The sequence below is a fragment of the Novosphingobium sp. 32-60-15 genome (assembly GCF_002280675.1).
Taxonomy (GTDB): Bacteria; Pseudomonadota; Alphaproteobacteria; order Sphingomonadales; family Sphingomonadaceae; genus Novosphingobium.
Genome location: NZ_NCEN01000021.1, coordinates 94,231 through 112,524 on the forward strand (window position 1 = coordinate 94,231; position 18,294 = coordinate 112,524).

12 protein-coding genes and 1 pseudogene are annotated in these 18,294 nt (G+C 61.1%); 6 read left to right on the forward strand and 7 right to left on the reverse strand.

What is annotated here, in order from left to right; genetic code table 11:
• The first annotated feature begins 202 nt into the window (after window positions 1-202).
• Together B7Y89_RS14345 and B7Y89_RS14350 are read left to right on the forward strand one after the other, a co-directional pair.
• Entirely contained in the window at window positions 203-2,728 is a 2,526-nt protein-coding gene (locus tag B7Y89_RS14345) for a TonB-dependent receptor (RefSeq protein ID WP_292939178.1), read from the forward strand.
• Between the two features lie 62 nt (window positions 2,729-2,790).
• Window positions 2,791-3,435, forward strand: coding sequence for a GntR family transcriptional regulator (locus B7Y89_RS14350; RefSeq protein ID WP_292939179.1), 645 nt, complete (start codon window positions 2,791-2,793; stop codon window positions 3,433-3,435).
• Window positions 3,436-3,455: 20 nt separating this feature from the next.
• Here the strand turns inward: B7Y89_RS14350 and B7Y89_RS14355 are convergent, their stop codons facing one another.
• From B7Y89_RS14355 to B7Y89_RS14370, 4 genes are read right to left on the reverse strand one after another with little or no spacing between them, the layout of a single operon-like run.
• Window positions 3,456-3,845 carry a (2Fe-2S) ferredoxin domain-containing protein gene (locus B7Y89_RS14355; RefSeq protein ID WP_292939180.1) on the reverse strand — a complete coding sequence of 130 codons (390 nt, stop codon included), beginning with the start codon at window positions 3,843-3,845 and terminating at the stop codon, window positions 3,456-3,458.
• A gap of 12 nt (window positions 3,846-3,857) precedes the next feature.
• Window positions 3,858-4,319, reverse strand: a complete 462-nt coding sequence (locus B7Y89_RS14360) for a DUF2497 domain-containing protein (RefSeq protein WP_292939181.1) — start codon at window positions 4,317-4,319, stop codon at window positions 3,858-3,860.
• Window positions 4,320-4,357: 38 nt separating this feature from the next.
• Entirely contained in the window at window positions 4,358-5,815 is a 1,458-nt protein-coding gene (locus B7Y89_RS14365) for a TolC family outer membrane protein (RefSeq protein WP_292939182.1), read from the reverse strand.
• A 5-nt stretch (window positions 5,816-5,820) separates the two neighbouring features.
• Complete coding sequence (locus B7Y89_RS14370; protein ID WP_292939183.1) at window positions 5,821-6,414, reverse strand: protein-L-isoaspartate O-methyltransferase; 594 nt, start codon at window positions 6,412-6,414, stop codon at window positions 5,821-5,823.
• A gap of 161 nt (window positions 6,415-6,575) precedes the next feature.
• On the opposite strand from B7Y89_RS14370, the gene B7Y89_RS14375 reads away from it, so the two are divergent.
• A complete protein-coding gene (locus tag B7Y89_RS14375) occupies window positions 6,576-8,096 on the forward strand; it encodes a fumarate hydratase (RefSeq protein WP_292939184.1) in 1,521 nt (506 codons plus the stop codon).
• Between the two features lie 38 nt (window positions 8,097-8,134).
• Here B7Y89_RS14375 and B7Y89_RS14380 read toward each other — a convergent pair whose 3' ends face one another.
• Window positions 8,135-8,563 carry a TM2 domain-containing protein gene (locus B7Y89_RS14380; RefSeq protein WP_292939185.1) on the reverse strand — a complete coding sequence of 143 codons (429 nt, stop codon included), beginning with the start codon at window positions 8,561-8,563 and terminating at the stop codon, window positions 8,135-8,137.
• Between the two features lie 1,309 nt (window positions 8,564-9,872).
• Between B7Y89_RS14380 and B7Y89_RS14385 the strand changes: the two are divergent.
• Together B7Y89_RS14385 and B7Y89_RS14390 are read left to right on the forward strand one after the other, a co-directional pair.
• A pseudogene (locus tag B7Y89_RS14385) lies at window positions 9,873-10,604 on the forward strand (histidine kinase); the annotation flags it as partial.
• Between the two features lie 10 nt (window positions 10,605-10,614).
• Entirely contained in the window at window positions 10,615-11,349 is a 735-nt protein-coding gene (locus B7Y89_RS14390) for a LytTR family DNA-binding domain-containing protein (protein ID WP_292939186.1), read from the forward strand.
• Window positions 11,350-11,400: 51 nt separating this feature from the next.
• On the opposite strand, the gene B7Y89_RS14395 is transcribed toward B7Y89_RS14390, so the two are convergent.
• Together B7Y89_RS14395 and B7Y89_RS14400 are read right to left on the reverse strand one after the other, a co-directional pair.
• On the reverse strand, window positions 11,401-13,665 hold the full coding sequence (locus tag B7Y89_RS14395; RefSeq protein WP_292939209.1) for an NADP-dependent malic enzyme: 2,265 nt from the start codon (window positions 13,663-13,665) through the stop codon (window positions 11,401-11,403).
• 119 nt (window positions 13,666-13,784) lie between these two features.
• Window positions 13,785-15,404, reverse strand: a complete 1,620-nt coding sequence (locus B7Y89_RS14400; RefSeq protein ID WP_292939187.1) for a hypothetical protein — start codon at window positions 15,402-15,404, stop codon at window positions 13,785-13,787.
• A gap of 177 nt (window positions 15,405-15,581) precedes the next feature.
• On the opposite strand from B7Y89_RS14400, the gene mutS reads away from it, so the two are divergent.
• Entirely contained in the window at window positions 15,582-18,158 is a 2,577-nt protein-coding gene (mutS, locus tag B7Y89_RS14405) for a DNA mismatch repair protein MutS (protein WP_292939210.1), read from the forward strand.
• The last annotated feature ends 136 nt before the right edge of the window (window positions 18,159-18,294 follow it).

Genomic DNA, 18,294 nt, shown 5'->3' on the forward strand with positions numbered 1-18,294 from the left:
CGAAACCGTGCAAAGATTGTGCAGCCATTTGAGTTGAGGCCGAAACCTGCACGTTGGTGCATGTTTTCTTCCACCTTGACCGCAGTGCTTTGTATACAATAAGCTGCTAGCCTCGCAAGAGTGCGTGTTGGGGTGAGGGTTGCCCCGCACACGCTTACGAAAAAGATTTTCAACGTAATCGAACCAACAGGGAGGTTTGAGAATGCGTGCTAGCCGTCTTTTAATCACGTCATCGGCATTGGGCCTTCTGCTCGCCGCCGCATCACCGTCTTTCGCGCAGGAAGCGCCGCAGGACACCGCTGTTGCCGAAGATGAGGGCGATGCCATCATCGTCACCGCGCGTCGGCAGAATGAGCGGTTGCAGGATGTACCGGCCTCGGTTGCGGTCTTGACCGCAGCAGCGCTGCAAAACACCGGCGCCAACAAGGCGGACGATTTTGCGCAGCTGACGCCCGGCGTAACGATTGTTACCGGAACCGCCGAGGCAGGCGACACGCAGATCAACATTCGCGGTATCAACGGTGCGCGCGATGCGGAAAGCTCGGTCGCGCTGGTGGTCGATGGCATTTTGAAGACCAATACCGCGCAATTGAACCAGCCACAGGGCACTTTGACGCAGGTCGAAATCCTCAAAGGCCCGCAAGGCGCGCTTTATGGCCGCAACGCTGCGGCAGGTGCGATTGTTCTGCAAACGCAGAAGCCGACCGACACGCTGACCGGGGCCATGCGCGCTTCCTATGCCAATGAAGCCACGGTCGAAGCCACCGCGCATGTCGCCGGACCATTGGGCGACAATGTCGGCTTCGTGCTGTCGGGCTATTACTTCACCACCGATGGCTGGTGGCGCAATTCGTTCCTTGGCAATGCCAAGACGGTGGACGACAAGGAAAGCTGGGCGGTTGATGGCCGGATCATGGTTGGGCAGGGCACTGCGACGCAGCTTGACGTCAAGGCGCGCTATTCGAAGTTCAGCGGCGCATCACTGCCGTTCAACGCCGCGTTCCACTTGCCCTTGTTCGGCGCGGTGAACCCTGCGTTTTATGAGGACATCAACAAGCACCCGTTCGCATTCTCGAACAACATCCGTGCGACGAACGACCAGAAAAGCTTCGACGTTTCGGCCAAACTTGATCATGAATTCGGCAATGGCATGAAGCTGGTTGCCTGGGGCCTCTATTCTGACGTCAAGCAAGACCTTGTTGCCGATGGCACTTCAGCCGACTTTGCGCGCTACATCAGCAACGCGAATCCTGCGGTGAACAGCTCGGTTGCCAGCTGCTTTGCCAGCACGGCGGCGCTGACCGGATTCCCCGTCAACCAGCCCGGCGCGATTGGCCAGATCCCTGTGCCGTTCATCTTCGCACCGGCCAACGGCTCCACCTTCGGACCATACAGCCCGACGACGTGCGACGGCACGCAGTACCAGCTGCGCGAACAGACCGATTACAGCGCAGAAGTGCGCTTGCTATCAAACGATGATGGCCCGCTGACATGGCAATTGGGCGCTTATTACCTGCACATCGATCGCAAGACCGGCGTCAGCCTTGGCGCAGATACCGGCGCGGGCGTGATCAAGCAGCTTTACAACGCTCCAAACAGCAGCAACCCGACTTCGCTGTTGCTGGCCGATGAATTCAACACCAATGTCTATGCAGCATTCGGTGCAGCGGAATGGAAGCCGTCCGATGTGTTCAGCGCAGGGCTTGCCTTGCGTTATGACATCGAGGACCGCGAGGCCAATTCGCTGGTGCCCAACGTGGCAGATCCATTCACCGGCGGGCCGATCAACCCCGGTCTGGCGTTTGGCGCATTCACCCCGCAAAGCGCCACGTTCAAGCAGTTGCAGCCCAAGATCACGGCCAGCTTCCACCCGACGCCGGAACTGAACATCTATGCCAACTGGGGCATCGGCTTCAAATCGGGCGGGTTCAACAATCAGGGTTCGGCCGCTGTGGTGAACGCCAACTTCAACCAGTTCATCAATGCTGGCGTGACGATCAACGACTTGTACCGCAAGGAAAAATCAAGCGCGTTTGAAGCGGGCATCAAGGGCGAAGTGCTGGATGGCCGCATCACTTATGATCTTGCCGGGTACTACACGCAGGTCAACGACATGCAGTTCTTCGAATTCTTTGTCGGCAGCTTCGGCCTGCTGCGCGTGGTTTCGAACATTGACCGCGTGGACGTGAAGGGTGCGGAACTGAACCTGACCGGCAAGGTCGTTGACGGCTGGAAGGTGTTCGGTTCGTTCAACGTGACCGACAGCGAAATCAAGCGCAACGCATCGCGGCCTTACACGGTGGGCAACAAATCGCCCTATACCGCCGATTGGACGATCAACCTTGGCAGCGAAATCACCGCGCCTCTTTCAGGCAGCGCCAAGCTGCTGTTCCGCGCCGATTATCGCATTACCGGCCCGACGTGGTTCCATTCGGTGCAGGATCAGGAGCGCCCGACGCTGTTCTCCGGCCTGCTGCCGATATCGGCACTGGCATTGCCCGGCGTGGTCGGGAATGCGCGCTATGATGTGGCCAAGCGTGATGCATTTGGTGTGATGAACGTGCGTGCCGGGATCACCACGGACCGCTACCGGATCGCCGTGTTTGCGGAAAACCTGTTCGACCGCAAGTTCGTGGCTGAAGCCATTCCGGCGATCGAATTTGGCGGATCGTTCATCACGCCGGGCGCGCGCCGCCTGATCGGGGTGGAAGTGGGCGCGTCGTTCTAAGGTGAAAAAGGCATGGGAAGAGTGGTGATTGCACCGCTCTTCCCACGGCTTCAGGGGGTGATGTGTCAAAGGCCTCGCAAGAAGCGTATCGCAAGATCAGGGCCGGGGTTTTGTCCGGCCATTTTCCCGCCGGGCAATTCGTGCCCGAAGATGAATTTGCCCAGTTCTGCGGGCTTTCGCGCACACCGGTGCGCGAAGCGATTGCCGAACTTGTGGCGGAAATGCTGCTTCAGCGCTCAGACACCAATCGCGTTTTCGTGCCCGTCTGGTCGGATGAGGACGAGGAGGAGATGTTCACCCTGCGCGCCATGCTGGAAAGCCATTGCGCACAGCGCGCGGCGCGGCTGATCACGGATGAACAGATCGCAGCGCTGCAATCCCATTGCGACTTCATCGATGCTGCAATCCGGCAATCGGGGGAGCCTGACGTATCGGGCTTTGTCGAAGGTAACCGCCGGTTCCATGCCGGTATTCTGGCAGCGGCGCAGTCCGAACGGCTGGCACAATTGCTACGCTTTGTGGTCAGCCAAGTGGTGGTTCACCGCACGGCAGAGCAATATTCGCGCGCCGACATGGAGCAAAGCCAGCGCGATCACCGCGATCTGGTCAGCGCCTTTGCCGTACGTGATGGCGTGTGGGCAGGTGCGATCACCAATACCCACATCCGCCGCGCGGCCAACGCGTACAAAACGCATCGCGCGACGTAACGTCCGAACCGTTGGCCTCCTCAGGCGGGCGCAGCGTCATCGGTGGGAGGGTTCAGCCGGAATTCCTCGACAGGAACGCCGCCGATCACGTGTTCTTGAATGATCCGTTCCAGCACGGCCGGATGGCACGAATGATACCAGACATTGTCGGGGTAAACCACGGCGACCGGCCCGACCAGACATACCCGCAGGCAGCCTACCTTGTTGCGCAGAATGCCTTGATTGCCGCCAAGGCCCAGTTCGGACAGCCGCTTTTTAAGGTAATTCCACGCTTCTTCGGTTTCATCGCGGGGCGCGCACTTGTCCTTGTCAGCGCCCGCACAGATCAGGATGTGGCGCTTCATCGCAAAGCCGCCCAGCTTTTCGAGCGCCCGCTCTGCCAGAGCCAGCTTTTTTGCAGGGTTGGTCATTTGGAGCCAGTATTAGCCGCGCTTGCCAGCGATCCGTGCGATTTCGGCAGACACCATTTTTTCGACCATGGCCGGAAGGTTGGCCTCCAACCAGTCGGCCAGCATCGGACGCAGCATTTCGCGGACCAGACCTTCAAGCGAGGTTTCGCCCGAACGCACGATTTGCGGGGCGACACCGGGCTGCGACAGCATCGACAAAGCGGCAAGCGATTCGCGCATTGAGGCTGTGGTCGTCTCTGCGATCAGGCCGTGATCATCGACATGATCTTCGGCTTCACCTGCAGCTTCGGTGAGTTCAAGAACTTCAACAGGGCTGTCGGCAGGGTCGGGCGTAACCGACTGGGTCACTTCGGCACGCGGACGCGTTTGCACCGCTTCGGCACGGGTCAGTGCTTCCGTGCGGCTATCGCGCGCAATGACCTTCTTGATCGATTCGAGGATTTCCTCGACGGATGGTTCGCCAACCTGGCGCATTGAAGCTGCTCCCCGAAAGTCCCTGACACCGATTCTTTTTACGGAAGCTGTGTCGGCGTGATTGTCGCATTCTGCGCCGGTGTGTCAACGGTACGTGTCGATACCGGTTTTGGATCAGGATCACGGTCCCAATCGAACATGCGGCGCCGCACCCGGTCATAATTGGTCTGCGGATCATAGAGCGCACCGCCATCCAGCCCGAGGTCCTGGGCCTGCGCGCGGCCCATTGCGGCCAGCAGGTTGAAGCCCGCAACATAGGCATTACGCCGCGCGGTGACGAGCTGGACTTGCGCGCGCAGCAGTTCCTGTTCGGCGTCAAGAATGTTGAGGATGGTGCGGTTGCCCACGGTGTTTTCCGCACGCACGCCTTCAAGGCTGAGCGCGGCGGCGTCGACTGCGGTCTGGTTCATTGCGATGATTTCGTTCGCCGCGCTCCACGAAGCGTAGGACGAACGCACCGATGCGATGACTTCGCGCTCAACCGCGATTTCCTGTTCAAGCGTGGCTGATTCGCGCGCTTGGGCCTGGCGGGTTTGCGCTGCCGGAGCGCCGCCCTGGAACAGCGGGATCGAAACGCTGACGCCTGCCTGGGCCGTCGTCGCGCGCTGCTTGAAAGATCCTCCTCCGGCACCGGCCAACGTACCCGCCGTATCCTGATAACTTCCCTGAGAGCTCAACGATACCGTGGGCAGTTTTGCCGCACCGGCAATTTTCACATCATAACCCGCCGCTTTGCTGCGTTCGCGCGCGGCGAGCAGATCCGGGTTGTTCTCCAGTGCGAAGTTCACCGCTTCGTCCGGCGTTGCGGGAAGGCCGGGTAGCGGTGGCGGCGGTGCAAGATCAACCGGCGCCTTGCCGACGATCTGGATATAGCGTTCGCGGCTGGCGATCAGGTTGACTTCGGCATTGCGCAAATCACCACGCGCCAGCGCCAGACGCGAATCCGATTGGGCAACGTCGGTGCGGGTAAGATCGCCAATTTCGTAACGGTCACCCGTCGCCTTGAAGTTGACGTCGAGAACTTCGACGTTGTTGCGGCTGAGCCCGACAATCGCGCTATCGCGGATCACGTCCATATAGGCTGCGACAACTTGGGCGAAGACACCCGATTCCGTGGCGCGCAAATCTTCCTGGCCCGCTTCGACGCGGGTCTTGGCTGCACGGATCGCGTTTTTTACAGCGCCGCCCGAGTAAACCGGAATGCCCAGGCTGACGTCGACGCTCTTTGAGCTGTCGAGCAGCACGAACGATAGCGGGTTCTGCCGCAGAAATCGTGTGTAGTTCGCCTGCCCCGACAGGCTGGGCAAGGCCCGCGCGCGCGCCAGTGGCACACCTTCGTCGGTTGCCCGCTGCGTAGCCCGCGCGCCTTGCAGCGTCGGGTTTGTATTATATGCCGCAACCAGTGCCTCGCGCAGATCATCCGCCAAGACAGGTGTCGACACCGCGAGGGCAGCGCTGGTCGTCAGTAAAAGGCACAGAGCCTTCAAGGGCGGCATAAGCCTTAGAAACTCCAGCTCTTGGGAGCTGCAAATTCGGGCAGGACCGCAAAGTCAGCTTCGCCCAAGGCAGTCGGGACGACACGTCCGGCGGCTTTGCGGGCCAAGGCGAGCCGTGTCACATGACGCTCAACCAGACCGGTGACGACGCGGCCATCATCGGCCAGCAAGGTGCAAAGCCGATCGGGCAGGACTTCGGCAGCGCCATCAATCAGAACCAGCGAGTATGGCCCGCCTTGGGCGGCAGCCAAATTGGCGGCGCGCGTAATGTTGCTGCAAAGCTGTCCGGCAAGTGCAGCCAGATATCCGTTGCCCGAAATTACCAGCACGCTGTCGGCCTTCGCCGGTTCGGCGGCTTCGAGCATCTGCCCGTATGTCAGTGCGGGCGAGAGCATGGTGCCATCGGCGAGCGGCACGGCACGATCGGCATAGGCCACGGCGCGGCGTTCTTCCGGCACGAAATCCTCGCGCGGCACTTTGGCAAAAGCGGCAAGAATAGCGGGCGAATTCACCCCGGTAACGCGAAGCTGGCTATCGATCATTGCGCGGCGGGCAGTCAGCATCTCAGCCGATGCCGGGCGATCTTCAACCACGGTCATTTCAACCCTCATCTTCTGATAAACTGGCACGGCTTGTAGGCGCGGCCATCAACACCGCCAACGCCTTAGAATATCGACTTGTGCTTTCCAAGGGATTTGCATGTCGATTATCGAAGCGTAAGGGGCGTTGGCAGTTTCTCTAGGACTTGGAGCGAAGACCGATGGCGGAAATGGTGACGATCAGGCAAGAAGATCTGATTGAAAGCGTGGCTGATGCCCTTCAATACATCAGCTATTTCCATCCGATGGATTACATCCGCGCGCTGGGCGATGCCTATGAGGCCGAACAGGGCCCGGCTGCCAAGGATGCGATTGCGCAGATTTTGACCAACAGCCGGATGTGCGCCGAAGGCCACCGCCCGATCTGTCAGGACACCGGCATCGTCAACGTGTTCATCGAATGGGGCCAGGATTGCCGCCTCGAATCAGACCTGTCTTTACAGGATGTGGTCGATGAAGGCGTGCGCCGGGCCTATCTGAACGCGGACAACAAGCTGCGCGCGTCGATCCTTGCCGATCCCGCCTTCACCCGCCGCAATACGAAGGACAATACGCCCTGCGTGCTTCACGTGGATATGGTCAAAGGCAACAAGGTTTCGGTCGACGTTGCTGCCAAGGGTGGCGGGTCGGAAAACAAGTCCAAGTTCAAAATGATGAACCCCAGCGAATCGATTGTCGATTGGGTGGTGGAAATGCTCCCGCAAATGGGTGCTGGCTGGTGCCCGCCGGGAATGCTGGGCATCGGCATTGGCGGCACGGCGGAACATTGCGTGCTGCTGGCCAAGAAGGCGCTGATGGAGCCGATTGACATGGCGCAGTTGAAGCTGCGCGGGCCACAGACCGACATTGAGCGCATGCGCATCGAAATCTTCGACAAGGTCAATGCACTGGGCATCGGTGCACAAGGGCTTGGCGGGCTTTCGACCATACTTGACGTCAAGATCATGGACGCGCCGTGCCATGCTGCGGGCAAGCCTGTGGCCATGATCCCCAACTGCGCCGCCACGCGCCACGCGCACTTCACGCTGGATGGTTCCGGCCCCGCCTATCTGGAACGGCCCAAGCTGGATGAATGGCCGCAAGTGCACTGGGCGCCTGATTCGGCGGCCAAGCGCGTGAACCTTGATACGCTGACGCCAGAAGAGGTGCAGGGCTGGAAACAGGGTGACCGCTTGCTGCTCAACGGCAAGATGCTGACGGGCCGCGATGCTGCGCACAAGCGCATCAAGGACATGCTGGGGCAAGGCGAGGAACTGCCCGTCGATTTCAAGGGCCGCGTGATTTACTACGTCGGCCCGGTCGATCCGGTGCGTGAAGAAGTTGTCGGCCCTGCTGGTCCCACCACCGCCACGCGGATGGACAGCTTCTCCGACCTGATGCTCGACCTTGGCCTGCTGGCCAGTGTCGGCAAAGCGGAACGCGGGCCTGCCGCCACGCAGTCCATTGCCAAGCACAAATCGGCCTATCTGATGGCGGTTGGCGGCGCGGCCTATCTGGTGGCGCGCGCGATCAAGGAAGCCAAAGTCGTGGGCTTTGAAGACCTTGGCATGGAAGCGATCTATGAATTCACGGTCGAGGATATGCCGGTGACCGTGGCCGTGGACAGCGAAGGCAACAACGTCCACCAGCTTGCCCCGCTGGTGTGGAAAAAGAAGATTGCGGACGAGGGCCTTTTGGTTTGAAGTCAGGCGGCGCCATTATCCGCGCCGCCTATTTCAAGTCAGCCATATTTGAGGTGGAATGCTTCATCACTAGTGGCGACATAGATGATTGCTTCGATCAATGCGATCACAGATGGAATGAATGTCCAGCAGAAGATGAGGTAGAGAATGCCTTGCCCTGGCCGATCAAGATAAAATTTATGACCGCCAATGCCGCCGAGTAGCAATGCCAAGATGATTGCCGTAACCTTGCTTTTGATGGGGCGTTGATATTGCGGACCGGATGATACCGCCGCATTCATAAATACATTGGTGTTGCGGTTGCTGGCGCGGAGGGCTTCTTCCGCATGACGCAGTGTCACATCTACAGTTTCGCCACAATGCTTGCATTTCTTGGCCCTCACGGAGATATCTTCGGCGCAAAATGGGCACTCGACTGTTTGTGACGGCGCACTTTCGTTGGCTGCCGATCCTGCTTCTTCTGACATTAATTAAGTTCCCCTGATTTCCGCGTTTAAGGCGGAATTTTGCATTCGTAACAGATTAACGAAAATATCTGAATTGGCTTATTTCGGGGAATAACACGTTCGATAAACCGCATATCCGGCCCGACCACCGTTCTGGTGCGTCGGGCCGTTCGCGTTTAGGCGTGTGCAAATGACATTGGCCAATTCCACTGCCGGCATCGATCCCGGCATAGCGCGCGTGCCTGCGCGACAAGTCGTGCTGTCCGCGGTGGCGCTGTGGTTGTGCTATTTCCTGCTGATTACCGTGCGCGGGCTGGTGGTGGAACTGGGCGACTTTTCCGACCTGTTGTGGCGGCGCGCGGCGGTGACGGTGGCGGGGATCGTGGTGACGGTTGCCTGTTGGCCCCTGTTGCGCCGGTTTGATGGCCGGTCGTTGCCCGTGCGCGGCGGCGCGGCGCTGGTAATCATGCTGCCTGCCGCACTGGCACTGGCCGTGGTCAACCAGTGGGCCTTTGCCCCCGTTGAGCAGCGCATGATCGAGCGCATCTCTCGCGAACAGGCTGACGGGCAAACCGCAAAGCAAGTGACGGTGCGCAATGCCGATGGCAGTCCCGGCGTGCAGATCCGGCACGATATGGCAGGCAATGTGCTGGTCGATGTGCTGGACGAAGGCCTCATGCCTCCGGTGCCCCCTGTTCCGCCTGAACCTGTTGAACCGCCGAAAACAAAGGCTTCATCGGGTGCAGCAGCATCGCCCAACGCCGTGCTTGATGATGAAACGCTGGCGGAACTGGAGGCGATGGTCGAGGAGACCGTTGCCGAAACGATGAAGAACACCAAAGTCGTCCAGAACGAGGATGGCAGCATGGTGATTACGCAGCCAGGGGTCGTGGTGCGCAAATTTGCCGATGGCCGTTCGGAAGTCCGCACGGGCGGTTATATCATCCGCAGCGATGCCGATGATGAGGTGGAATCGGTGGAACCGGTGGCAGATGCTGTCGCGCCCGAACCGCCACAGCCGCCTGAAGCCCCCGCAAACCCCGCGTCGTCGATTGCTGCCCAAAAGGCGCGCGCAGCAGCAGAGCGCGCCCGCGCCACGGCCGAGAAGCAGCGCGTGGCAGCGAGGCAAACCGCAGAAAAGGCGCTGCGTAACGCCCAGGCTTTGGAGGTAGCCAAGCGGCAGGTTATCGAACGCGTCAACCGTGCCAAGGCCGCACAGGCAACTGCGCCCGATGTTCCTGCAATATCGCCGTCCGACGTGATCGGCGAAGAAGTGCGCGGGCCTGAAAGTGTGACGATCATCCGCAAGTCGGTGGAAAGCGAAGGCTTGTGGCGGCAGCTGACCGATGTGGCGCTGGGCCGCTATTTCCTGTTGATTGCATGGGCTGCGCTCTATCTGGCGCTGGGCAATGGTGAACAATTGCGCGCGGCGGAATATCGCGAAGGGCAATATGCGCGCGCGGCCAAGGCGGCAGAATTGCGCAGCTTGCGCTATCAGGTGAACCCGCATTTCCTGTTCAACACGCTCAATTCGCTGTCGGCGCTGGTCATGGTCGGACGGGCTGAACAGGCCGAGCGGATGATCCAGTCGATCTCGCGGTTTTATCGCCACAGTCTGGCGGGCGATCCTACACAGGACATGCCGCTGGAGGACGAACTGGCCTTGCAGCGCCACTATCTCGATATCGAAGCGGTGCGCTTCCCTGAACGGCTTAAGTGCGAATTTGACGTGCCCGATGATCTGTTGAGCGCCTGTGTGCCGGGGATGATCCTGCAACCGCTGGTTGAAAACTCGATCAAATATGCCGTTTCCACCACGATCCGTCCGGTCACCATCCGCATTTCCGCGCGCGAGGCAGGCGGGTTCCTGATCCTGACCGTAGCCGATGACGGGCCGGGCGAAGGTTTCGTCAAAGGCAGCACCGGGATCGGTCTTGCTAATGTGCGCAGCCGTCTGGCCGCGCGGTTTGGCGAAGATGTGGCCAAAGTGGAAAGCGGTTCCCTGCCGGCGGGCGGATATGCCACCGTGCTGACCGTGCCGATTGTGCGGAACGAATGTTGAGGGAAATGCGATGCGCACGCTGATCGTCGATGATGAACCTTTGGCGGTGGAGCGCATGCAGATCCTGTGTTCGCGCATCCCGGCCCTGCAAGTGGTCGGTACAGCCAGCGATGGCGCGGCGGCACTGCGCCTGATCGAAGCGCTGACGCCCGATCTTGTGTTGCTGGACATGACCATGCCCGAAGTCGACGGCCTTGGCGTGGCGCGGGCGCTGGCGGGCCAGGCCAATCGTCCGGCGGTGGTGTTTGTAACCGCGCATGATGATTTCGCGGTTGAGGCGTTTGACTGCGACGCTGTGGATTATGTGCTGAAACCCGTGGCGCAAGAACGGTTGGAGCGTGCGGTAGAGCGGGCGCAAGCGCGGAAAAGTGCGCCGGTTGAAACGCCGCTTGTGCCGGAAAAACCGGCAAGTGAGTGGATCGATGAATTCTGGGTGCCGCACCGTTCGGAATTGATCCGCGTGGCCGCTGCCGATCTTGAACGCATTGATGCCGAACGCGATTATGTGCGGCTCCACACCGGCCAGCGCAGTTACATGATGCTGCACACCATCGCCGGACTGGAAGCGCGGCTTGATCCTGATTGCTTCATCCGCCTGCACCGTTCAACCATCGTGCGCAAAGACCGTATCGCGGGCCTGAAGCATGATGGCTTGGGCGTGTGGTCTGTGGAACTGGCCGATGGTTCGGTGCAGCGGATTGGCCGCACCTATCTGGCGCGGGTCAAGGCAATGGCTGGACGATAACCACCCCGCTTGCCCCTTGCACAGGCCAAGCGGGGTGAGTGTTTCAACCCATCAGCCGACAATTCCGGCTGCTGCCAACACGGCCAGCGTCAGGATATCGGGCGCGATCGATGTCATCGCGGCGATCTGCACGGGCTTTTCCATGCCGATCAGCATCGGGCCGATCACCGCATTGCCTGCCAGTTCGCGCAGCAATTTGGCCGAGATATTGGCCGATTGCAGGCCCGGCATGATCAGCACGTTGGCAGGGGCGGACAGGCGGCTGAACGGGTAGTTCGCCATGACTTTGGGGTTAAGCGCGGCATCGGGCGCCATTTCGCCTTCGTATTCGAAGCCGGGATTTTCTTCATCCAGAATGGCCACTGCGCCGCGCACCGTATCAAGCCAGCGGCCATATGGGTTGCCGAAGGTTGAGTAGGACAGGAACGCGACGCGGGGTTCGTGGCCCATGCGGCGGGCAACAGCCGCGGTTTCCTTGGCAATATGCGCAAGGTCTTCGGCAGATGGACGCTCGTTCACGGTCGTATCGGCCATGAACACGGTGTAATTCTTGGCGACCATCAGGTGGATGCCGAATGGCAAATGGCCGGGCTTGGGCTCAAGCACGCGGCGCACGTCCTTCATCGACTGCGCAAACGTGCGCGTCATGCCGGTGATCAAGGCATCGCCATGGCCCAGCGCAACCAGCAGCGAGGCAAAGACGTTGCGATCATGATTGACCATGCGCTTCACGTCACGTTCCATATAACCGCGACGCTTGAGCTTTTCATAAAGGTAGGCGACCATTTCGGGCACCAGCGGCGAAACCGACGAGTTGTGAATTTCGTAAGCTTCCGGATTGCTGACGCCCAGTTCTGTCAGCAGATCAAGCACGGCAGGCGTACGGCCCACCAATACCGGCGTGCCATAGCCGAAATCCTTGAACTGGATGGCCGCGCGCAGCACGACTTCGTTTTCGGCTTCGGCAAAGACCACGCGCTTGGGATCATTCTTGGCCGTCGCAAAGACGTTGGTCAGCACTGACGTGGTGGGGTTCAGCCGTGCTTTGAGGCTGTTGCGATAGGCGTCAAAATCCTCGATCGGCTTTTGCGCAACGCCTGAATCCATCGCGGCCTTGGCCACGGCGGACGATACGACTTCCATCAGGCGCGGATCGAACGGCGCGGGGATGATGTAATCAAGCCCGAAAGTGTGGTTGATGCCATAGGCGGCGGCAACTTCTTCAGGCACCGGTTCACGCGCCAGTTCGGCAATCGCGCGCGCGGCGGCAATCTTCATTTCCTCGTTGATCGCCGTGGCGCGCACATCGAGCGCACCGCGGAAAATGAACGGGAAGCCAAGCACGTTATTGACCTGGTTGGGATAATCCGACCGGCCCGTGGCGACGATGCAATCGGGACGGATCGCCTTGGCTTCGGGCGGGGTGATTTCAGGGTCCGGATTGGCCATCGCAAAGATGATTGGCTGCGGGGCCATTTTCGTTACCCAGTCAGGCTTGAGCGCCCCTGCGGCAGACAGGCCGAGGAAGATATCCGCACCATCCAGCGCGTCTTCAAGACTGCGCGCGGTCGTATCAACCGCGTGCGCGCTTTTCCACTGGTCCATGCCGCCTTCACGGCCGCGATAGATCACGCCCGAACGGTCACACATGATCACGTTGTCGTGGCGTACGCCCATCGCCTTGATCAGCGCGGTGCAGGCAATGGCAGCCGCGCCCGCGCCGTTGACCACGACTTTGACCTCGTTCAGCTTGCGCCCGGTCAGGAAGCAGGCGTTCAGCAGTCCGGCGGCAGAGATGATCGCGGTGCCATGCTGGTCATCGTGCATGATCGGGATTTTCAGGCGTTCTTTCAGCGCCTGTTCGATGATGAAGCATTCGGGCGCCTTGATATCTTCAAGGTTGATGCCGCCAAAACTTGGCTCCATCAGCGCAACCGCTTCGATGAACTTGTCCGCGTCTTCGGTGTCGAGTTCGATGTCGATGGAATCCACATCGGCAAAGCGTTTGAACAGGACCGCCTTGCCTTCCATCACCGGCTTGGACGCCAACGCGCCCAGATTGCCAAGGCCAAGGATGGCCGTGCCGTTGGAAATGACCGCTACAAGGTTGCCCTTGGCGGTATATTCATAGGCATCGGACGGGTTTTCCGCGATGGCGCGCACCGGCACGGCAACGCCGGGGGAATAGGCAAGGCTCAAATCGCGCTGGGTCGCCATCGGCTTGGATGCGATGATCTCGATCTTACCGGGGCGGATCGTGTTGTGATAGAAAAGCGCCTCGCGCTCGGTGAAGCGGACGTTGCTTTCCTCGGACATCATGTTCCCCGTCTATCTGGCGATAAGTTTAAGCCACTGTCGGACCTTGGCCGCTACGTCAAGGCGCATAGGGGCAGGACCTATCAATCCTGCCTTCGAGGCGCCGGTTGCGGGCGTTTTCACAAATCTTTTGGCGGCAAGGCGGGCATGCCAAGGCGGCGCACTTTGAACAACATGCTGCGGTTTTCCTGCCATACCAGTTGCAGGCGCGGGTCGCCCTTGCGCGGCAGGCCGGTATCGATCAGCCAGACATAATCGACGCGTTCAATCGGCGCGAACTTCAGCGCGTTATCGACTGTACGACGCCAGCCACCGGCGCAGCGGCGCGACCATACGAATTCCGATGGATCGGCGGTGAAATTGCGCCCGGGGCGGAAACGCGGCACCACCATGTGCAGGCCGGGAACCGCCCAGTTATCATTCACCCACGCCTGCCGGTAGAGGCTGGCAAGGCTGGCAAGGTGATCGCGGCGGGTATTGCGCCATGATTCGTTGATGCACGAGTGTTCGACAAAGGCCAGCACGCGGCTGCCGGGTTCAACGTGCGTCAGCGCCGAAAGCTGCTTTTTGTAATCGTCCTCATACCCGGCAAAGCTCCACGCCGTGACCGAAAGGCGCAGCGCCAGCAGGCCCATGCCGCTGTAGGCGACCCACTTGGCCCATTCCGGCTTGCGCGCGCGGCTCCAGTCCTGAAGGCCTAGGCCCAGCATTGCAGCAACCGGCAGCAGGCGGATATCAACAAACGATGATCCGTTGATATCGCTGGGGATGGCAAGGAACAGCACGAACACCATCAGCGCGGGCAAGCCCTGTCGCCAGCGCCAGCGCGCGCCAAGAAACGGCCCGACCAGCACCAGCAGGCCCGCAATGATCGAAGTGCCGAAATCCAGCAGCTTGGACTGATCGCGCAACGTCAGGACAAAGGACCATGCCTTCTGGTCCCAGCGCCAGATGTTGACCGATTTGGTTTCGGGCGAAAACGCTTTCCACAGCGCGATGGTGATGACCGTGGCGAGCAGCGGCCAGCAGGCCTGCCACAACCGCAGGCCGATGGCCTTCCAGTCCAGTGATTTCAGCCATTCACGGTTGGCCAGATCACGCCAGCGCCAGCCTTCAGGCAGTTCGTCCATGGCGCGGCCAAAGGCATGTGCGCCAACCAGCAATGCCAGCAGCAAGCCGCCGATGGCGTGGCACAGCATGGCCACCGGTTGCGCCACCACCAGCATTACGGCGCGCGCGCGCGGGTTGCGCTTTTCCAGCCAGAGCGATGCACCAAACGCGGTGAGCGCAAGGCCGGTGGCAAGGATGTAGTTGAGGAAGCCCGTCAGCAGCGGAAAGCTGAACACGAACATCAAGGACCATGCCGCAGCGTGTCCGCCCTTGGGGTTCAGCATGCGGATGGTCCACAGGCAACCGCCTGCAAACAGGCCCGTGGCCAGCACTGTGCTCCACCAGCCCGCCGCCAGGATGCCGAACTGTGCGCCCAGCACTTTCATCAGCACGCCGCCGCCGATGTTCAGCGTGAACACCCATTTCCACGTAAAATACTTTTCCAGCGGATTGCCGGGGCCAGCCGCTTCAATCGCGGCGGCACCCATGTGGCCGGGAATATCGATCAGGGGCGGCACTTCGACCAGCGCGAAAGGCAGGCAGATCAACAGCACGCCAATGGCAATGCCGGGGCCGGACAGCCACGGCAACGCTCCGGCGCGCGCCAGCAAGTGTTTGACACCTGCCAACCAATCTTTTTCGCGGACTTGCGTCAAAACCCTGTTTACTCCACACCCACAACCCGCAAGACCGGTGCCGGCTCTAGCCCGTTTGGTGCAGAGTTGCGGATATCCGGCTTTGACAGTTTGAGAAACACGCGCGGCTGGTCTAGCCACCTCCGCGTGACGCCTAATGCCCCAACTCCGATGATGGCGCAATATCTTGCTCTGAAAGAGCAGGCGAGCGACTGCCTGTTGTTCTACCGCATGGGCGACTTTTTCGAGCTGTTCTTCGACGATGCGAAGACCGCTGCGCAAGTGCTCGACATTGCGCTGACCAGCCGCGGTGAACATGGCGGAGCGCCCATCCCGATGTGCGGGGTGCCGGTCCATGCCGCAGAAGGCTACCTTGCCCGCCTGATCCGTGCAGGGTGCCGCGTGGCCATTGCCGAACAGGTTGAAACGCCCGAAGAAGCCAGGAAACGCGGGGGTTCCAAGGCTTTGGTCGCGCGCGACATCGTGCGTTTTGTCACCGCCGGAACGCTGACCGAAGAAGCCCTGCTCGAACCGCGCCGCGCCAATGTGCTGGCGGCGGTGTGCGATGTGCGCGGGGTCATCGGCATTGCCGCTTGCGATATTTCCACCGGACGGATGGAGCTGGAAGAATGCTCTGCTGATCAGATGGGTGCCGCTTTGGCGCGGCTGGGGGCAACAGAAATAGTTGCGCCTGAAACATGGGATGATGCGCCGTCCGGATGCGTGGCAAGGCCGAATCGGTCATTCGGCAGTGATGAGGGCGAAGCGCGGCTGAAGGCGGTGCACGGTGTCACCACGCTGGATGGCTTTGGCCAGTTCACCCGCGCGATGCTGGCAGCGGCAGGCGGGTTGATCGGTTACCTTGACCATGTGGGCCGGGGCGCTTTGCCATTGCTGCTGCCGCCCGTCGCGCGTGAGGCAGGCACGCACATGGCGATGGATGAAGCCACGCGGGCCAGCCTTGAAATCCTGACCAGCACCGGCGGTGCGCGCAAGGGCAGTCTGGTGGAAGCGATTGACCGTTGCGTGACGGGCGCAGGCGCGCGGCTGCTGGCCGAGGACTTGTCGGCACCGCTGACGGATTCGCGCGCCATTTACCGGCGGCTGGAACTGGTCAGCTGGCTGCATGACGATCCGCTGTTGCGCGGTGATCTGCGCGGCGTCTTGCGCGCTTTGCCCGATGTCGGCCGTGCGCTGGGGCGGGTGGTGGCAGGGCGCGGCTCTCCGCGTGATCTGGGGCAATTGCGCGATGGTTTGGCTGAAGCGCGGCGGCTGCACGATATGCTGCGCGCTAGGTCGGACCGGCCTGCGCCGCTGGATGACCTTCTGCCATCGCTGGCAGGGCACGGCGCGCTGGTTGATCTTTATGCCCGCGCGTTGGTGCCCGCACCGCCGACCGAACGGTCGCAAGGCGGCTTCATTGCCGAAGGGTATGACGCGGCGCTGGATGAATTGCGCCGTGTTTCGGGCAATTCGCGCCGCGCGATTGCCGCGCTTGAGGCAAAGTACCGCGATGACACCGGCGTGGCGGCGCTGAAAATCCGCCACAACGGCGTACTGGGCTATTTCATCGAAGTGCCCGCGCGCCATGCTGACCGGCTGATGGCGCCCGAATCCGGCTTTACCCATCGCCAGACAATGGCGGGCGCGGTGCGCTTCAACGCGCTGGCCCTGCACGAAGAGGCCAGCCGCATTGCGGAAAGCGGGGGCCATTCGCTGGCCGCCGAAGAGGTGCATTTCGAGGAACTGGTGGGCCAAGCCGTGCTGGCCAAGGCCGCTATCGCCCAAACCGCCGCAGCCCTTGCGCGTATCGACGTGGCGGCAGGCCAGGCCGAACGCGCAGCCGAAGGTGGCTGGTCCCTGCCGCGCGTGGTGGACGAGCCGTGCCTTGAGATCACCGGCGGGCGGCATCCGGTGGTGGAAGCCGCGCTGGCGGCCAAGGGCGAACGGTTTGTCGCCAACGATTGCCGCCTTGCGCCAATTGATCGCCTCTGGCTGATCGGCGGGCCGAACATGGGCGGTAAATCGACGTTTTTGCGCCAGAACGCGCTGATCGTGCTGCTGGCGCAAGCGGGCGGGTTCGTGCCCGCACAGGCCGCAACCATCGGCATGGTCGACCGCCTGTTCAGCCGCGTAGGCGCGTCTGACAATCTGGCGCGCGGGCGCTCCACCTTCATGGTCGAGATGGTCGAAACCGCCGCGATCCTGTCACAAGCGACCGAGCGCAGCTTTGTGATCCTTGATGAAGTCGGGCGCGGCACATCAACGTATGATGGCCTCGCGCTGGCATGGGCAGTTGTCGAGGCGGTGCATTCGATCAACCGTAGCCGCTGCCTCTTCGCCACGCATTACCATGAACTCGCGCGCCTTGCCGAATCGTGCGATTCGCTCTCGCTCCACCACGTCCGCGCGCGCGAATGGAAGGGTGATTTGGTGCTGCTGCACGAACTGGCCGAAGGGCCGGCGGACAAGTCCTATGGCCTTGCCGTTGCGCGGCTGGCAGGCGTGCCAGCGCCCGTGGTAAAACGCGCCAAATCCGTGCTGGAAAAGCTGGAGAAAGGCCGTGCGGCAACCGGCGGTCTTGCCGCAGGGCTTGATGACTTGCCTCTGTTTGCGGCCGCCATCGAAGCGGCAGAGGAAAAGGTCGACGCCCTGCGCGAGCGGCTGAACGGTCTCGACATCGACGCCCTGTCCCCGCGCGAGGCGCTGGACCTGCTCTACCAGTTAAAGGCGCAGGCCAACGGGTAGTCGCCAGTGCGATATGCCGGAAAGCCCACCCCGTTGCGACTAACGCCGCCTGCGGCTGCGTTAGTCTCGCTCCCCTCTCATTTACGGGAGGGGTCAGGGGTGGCCCTGCAAAGGTTGCGCGAGAAGCCCTCTCACG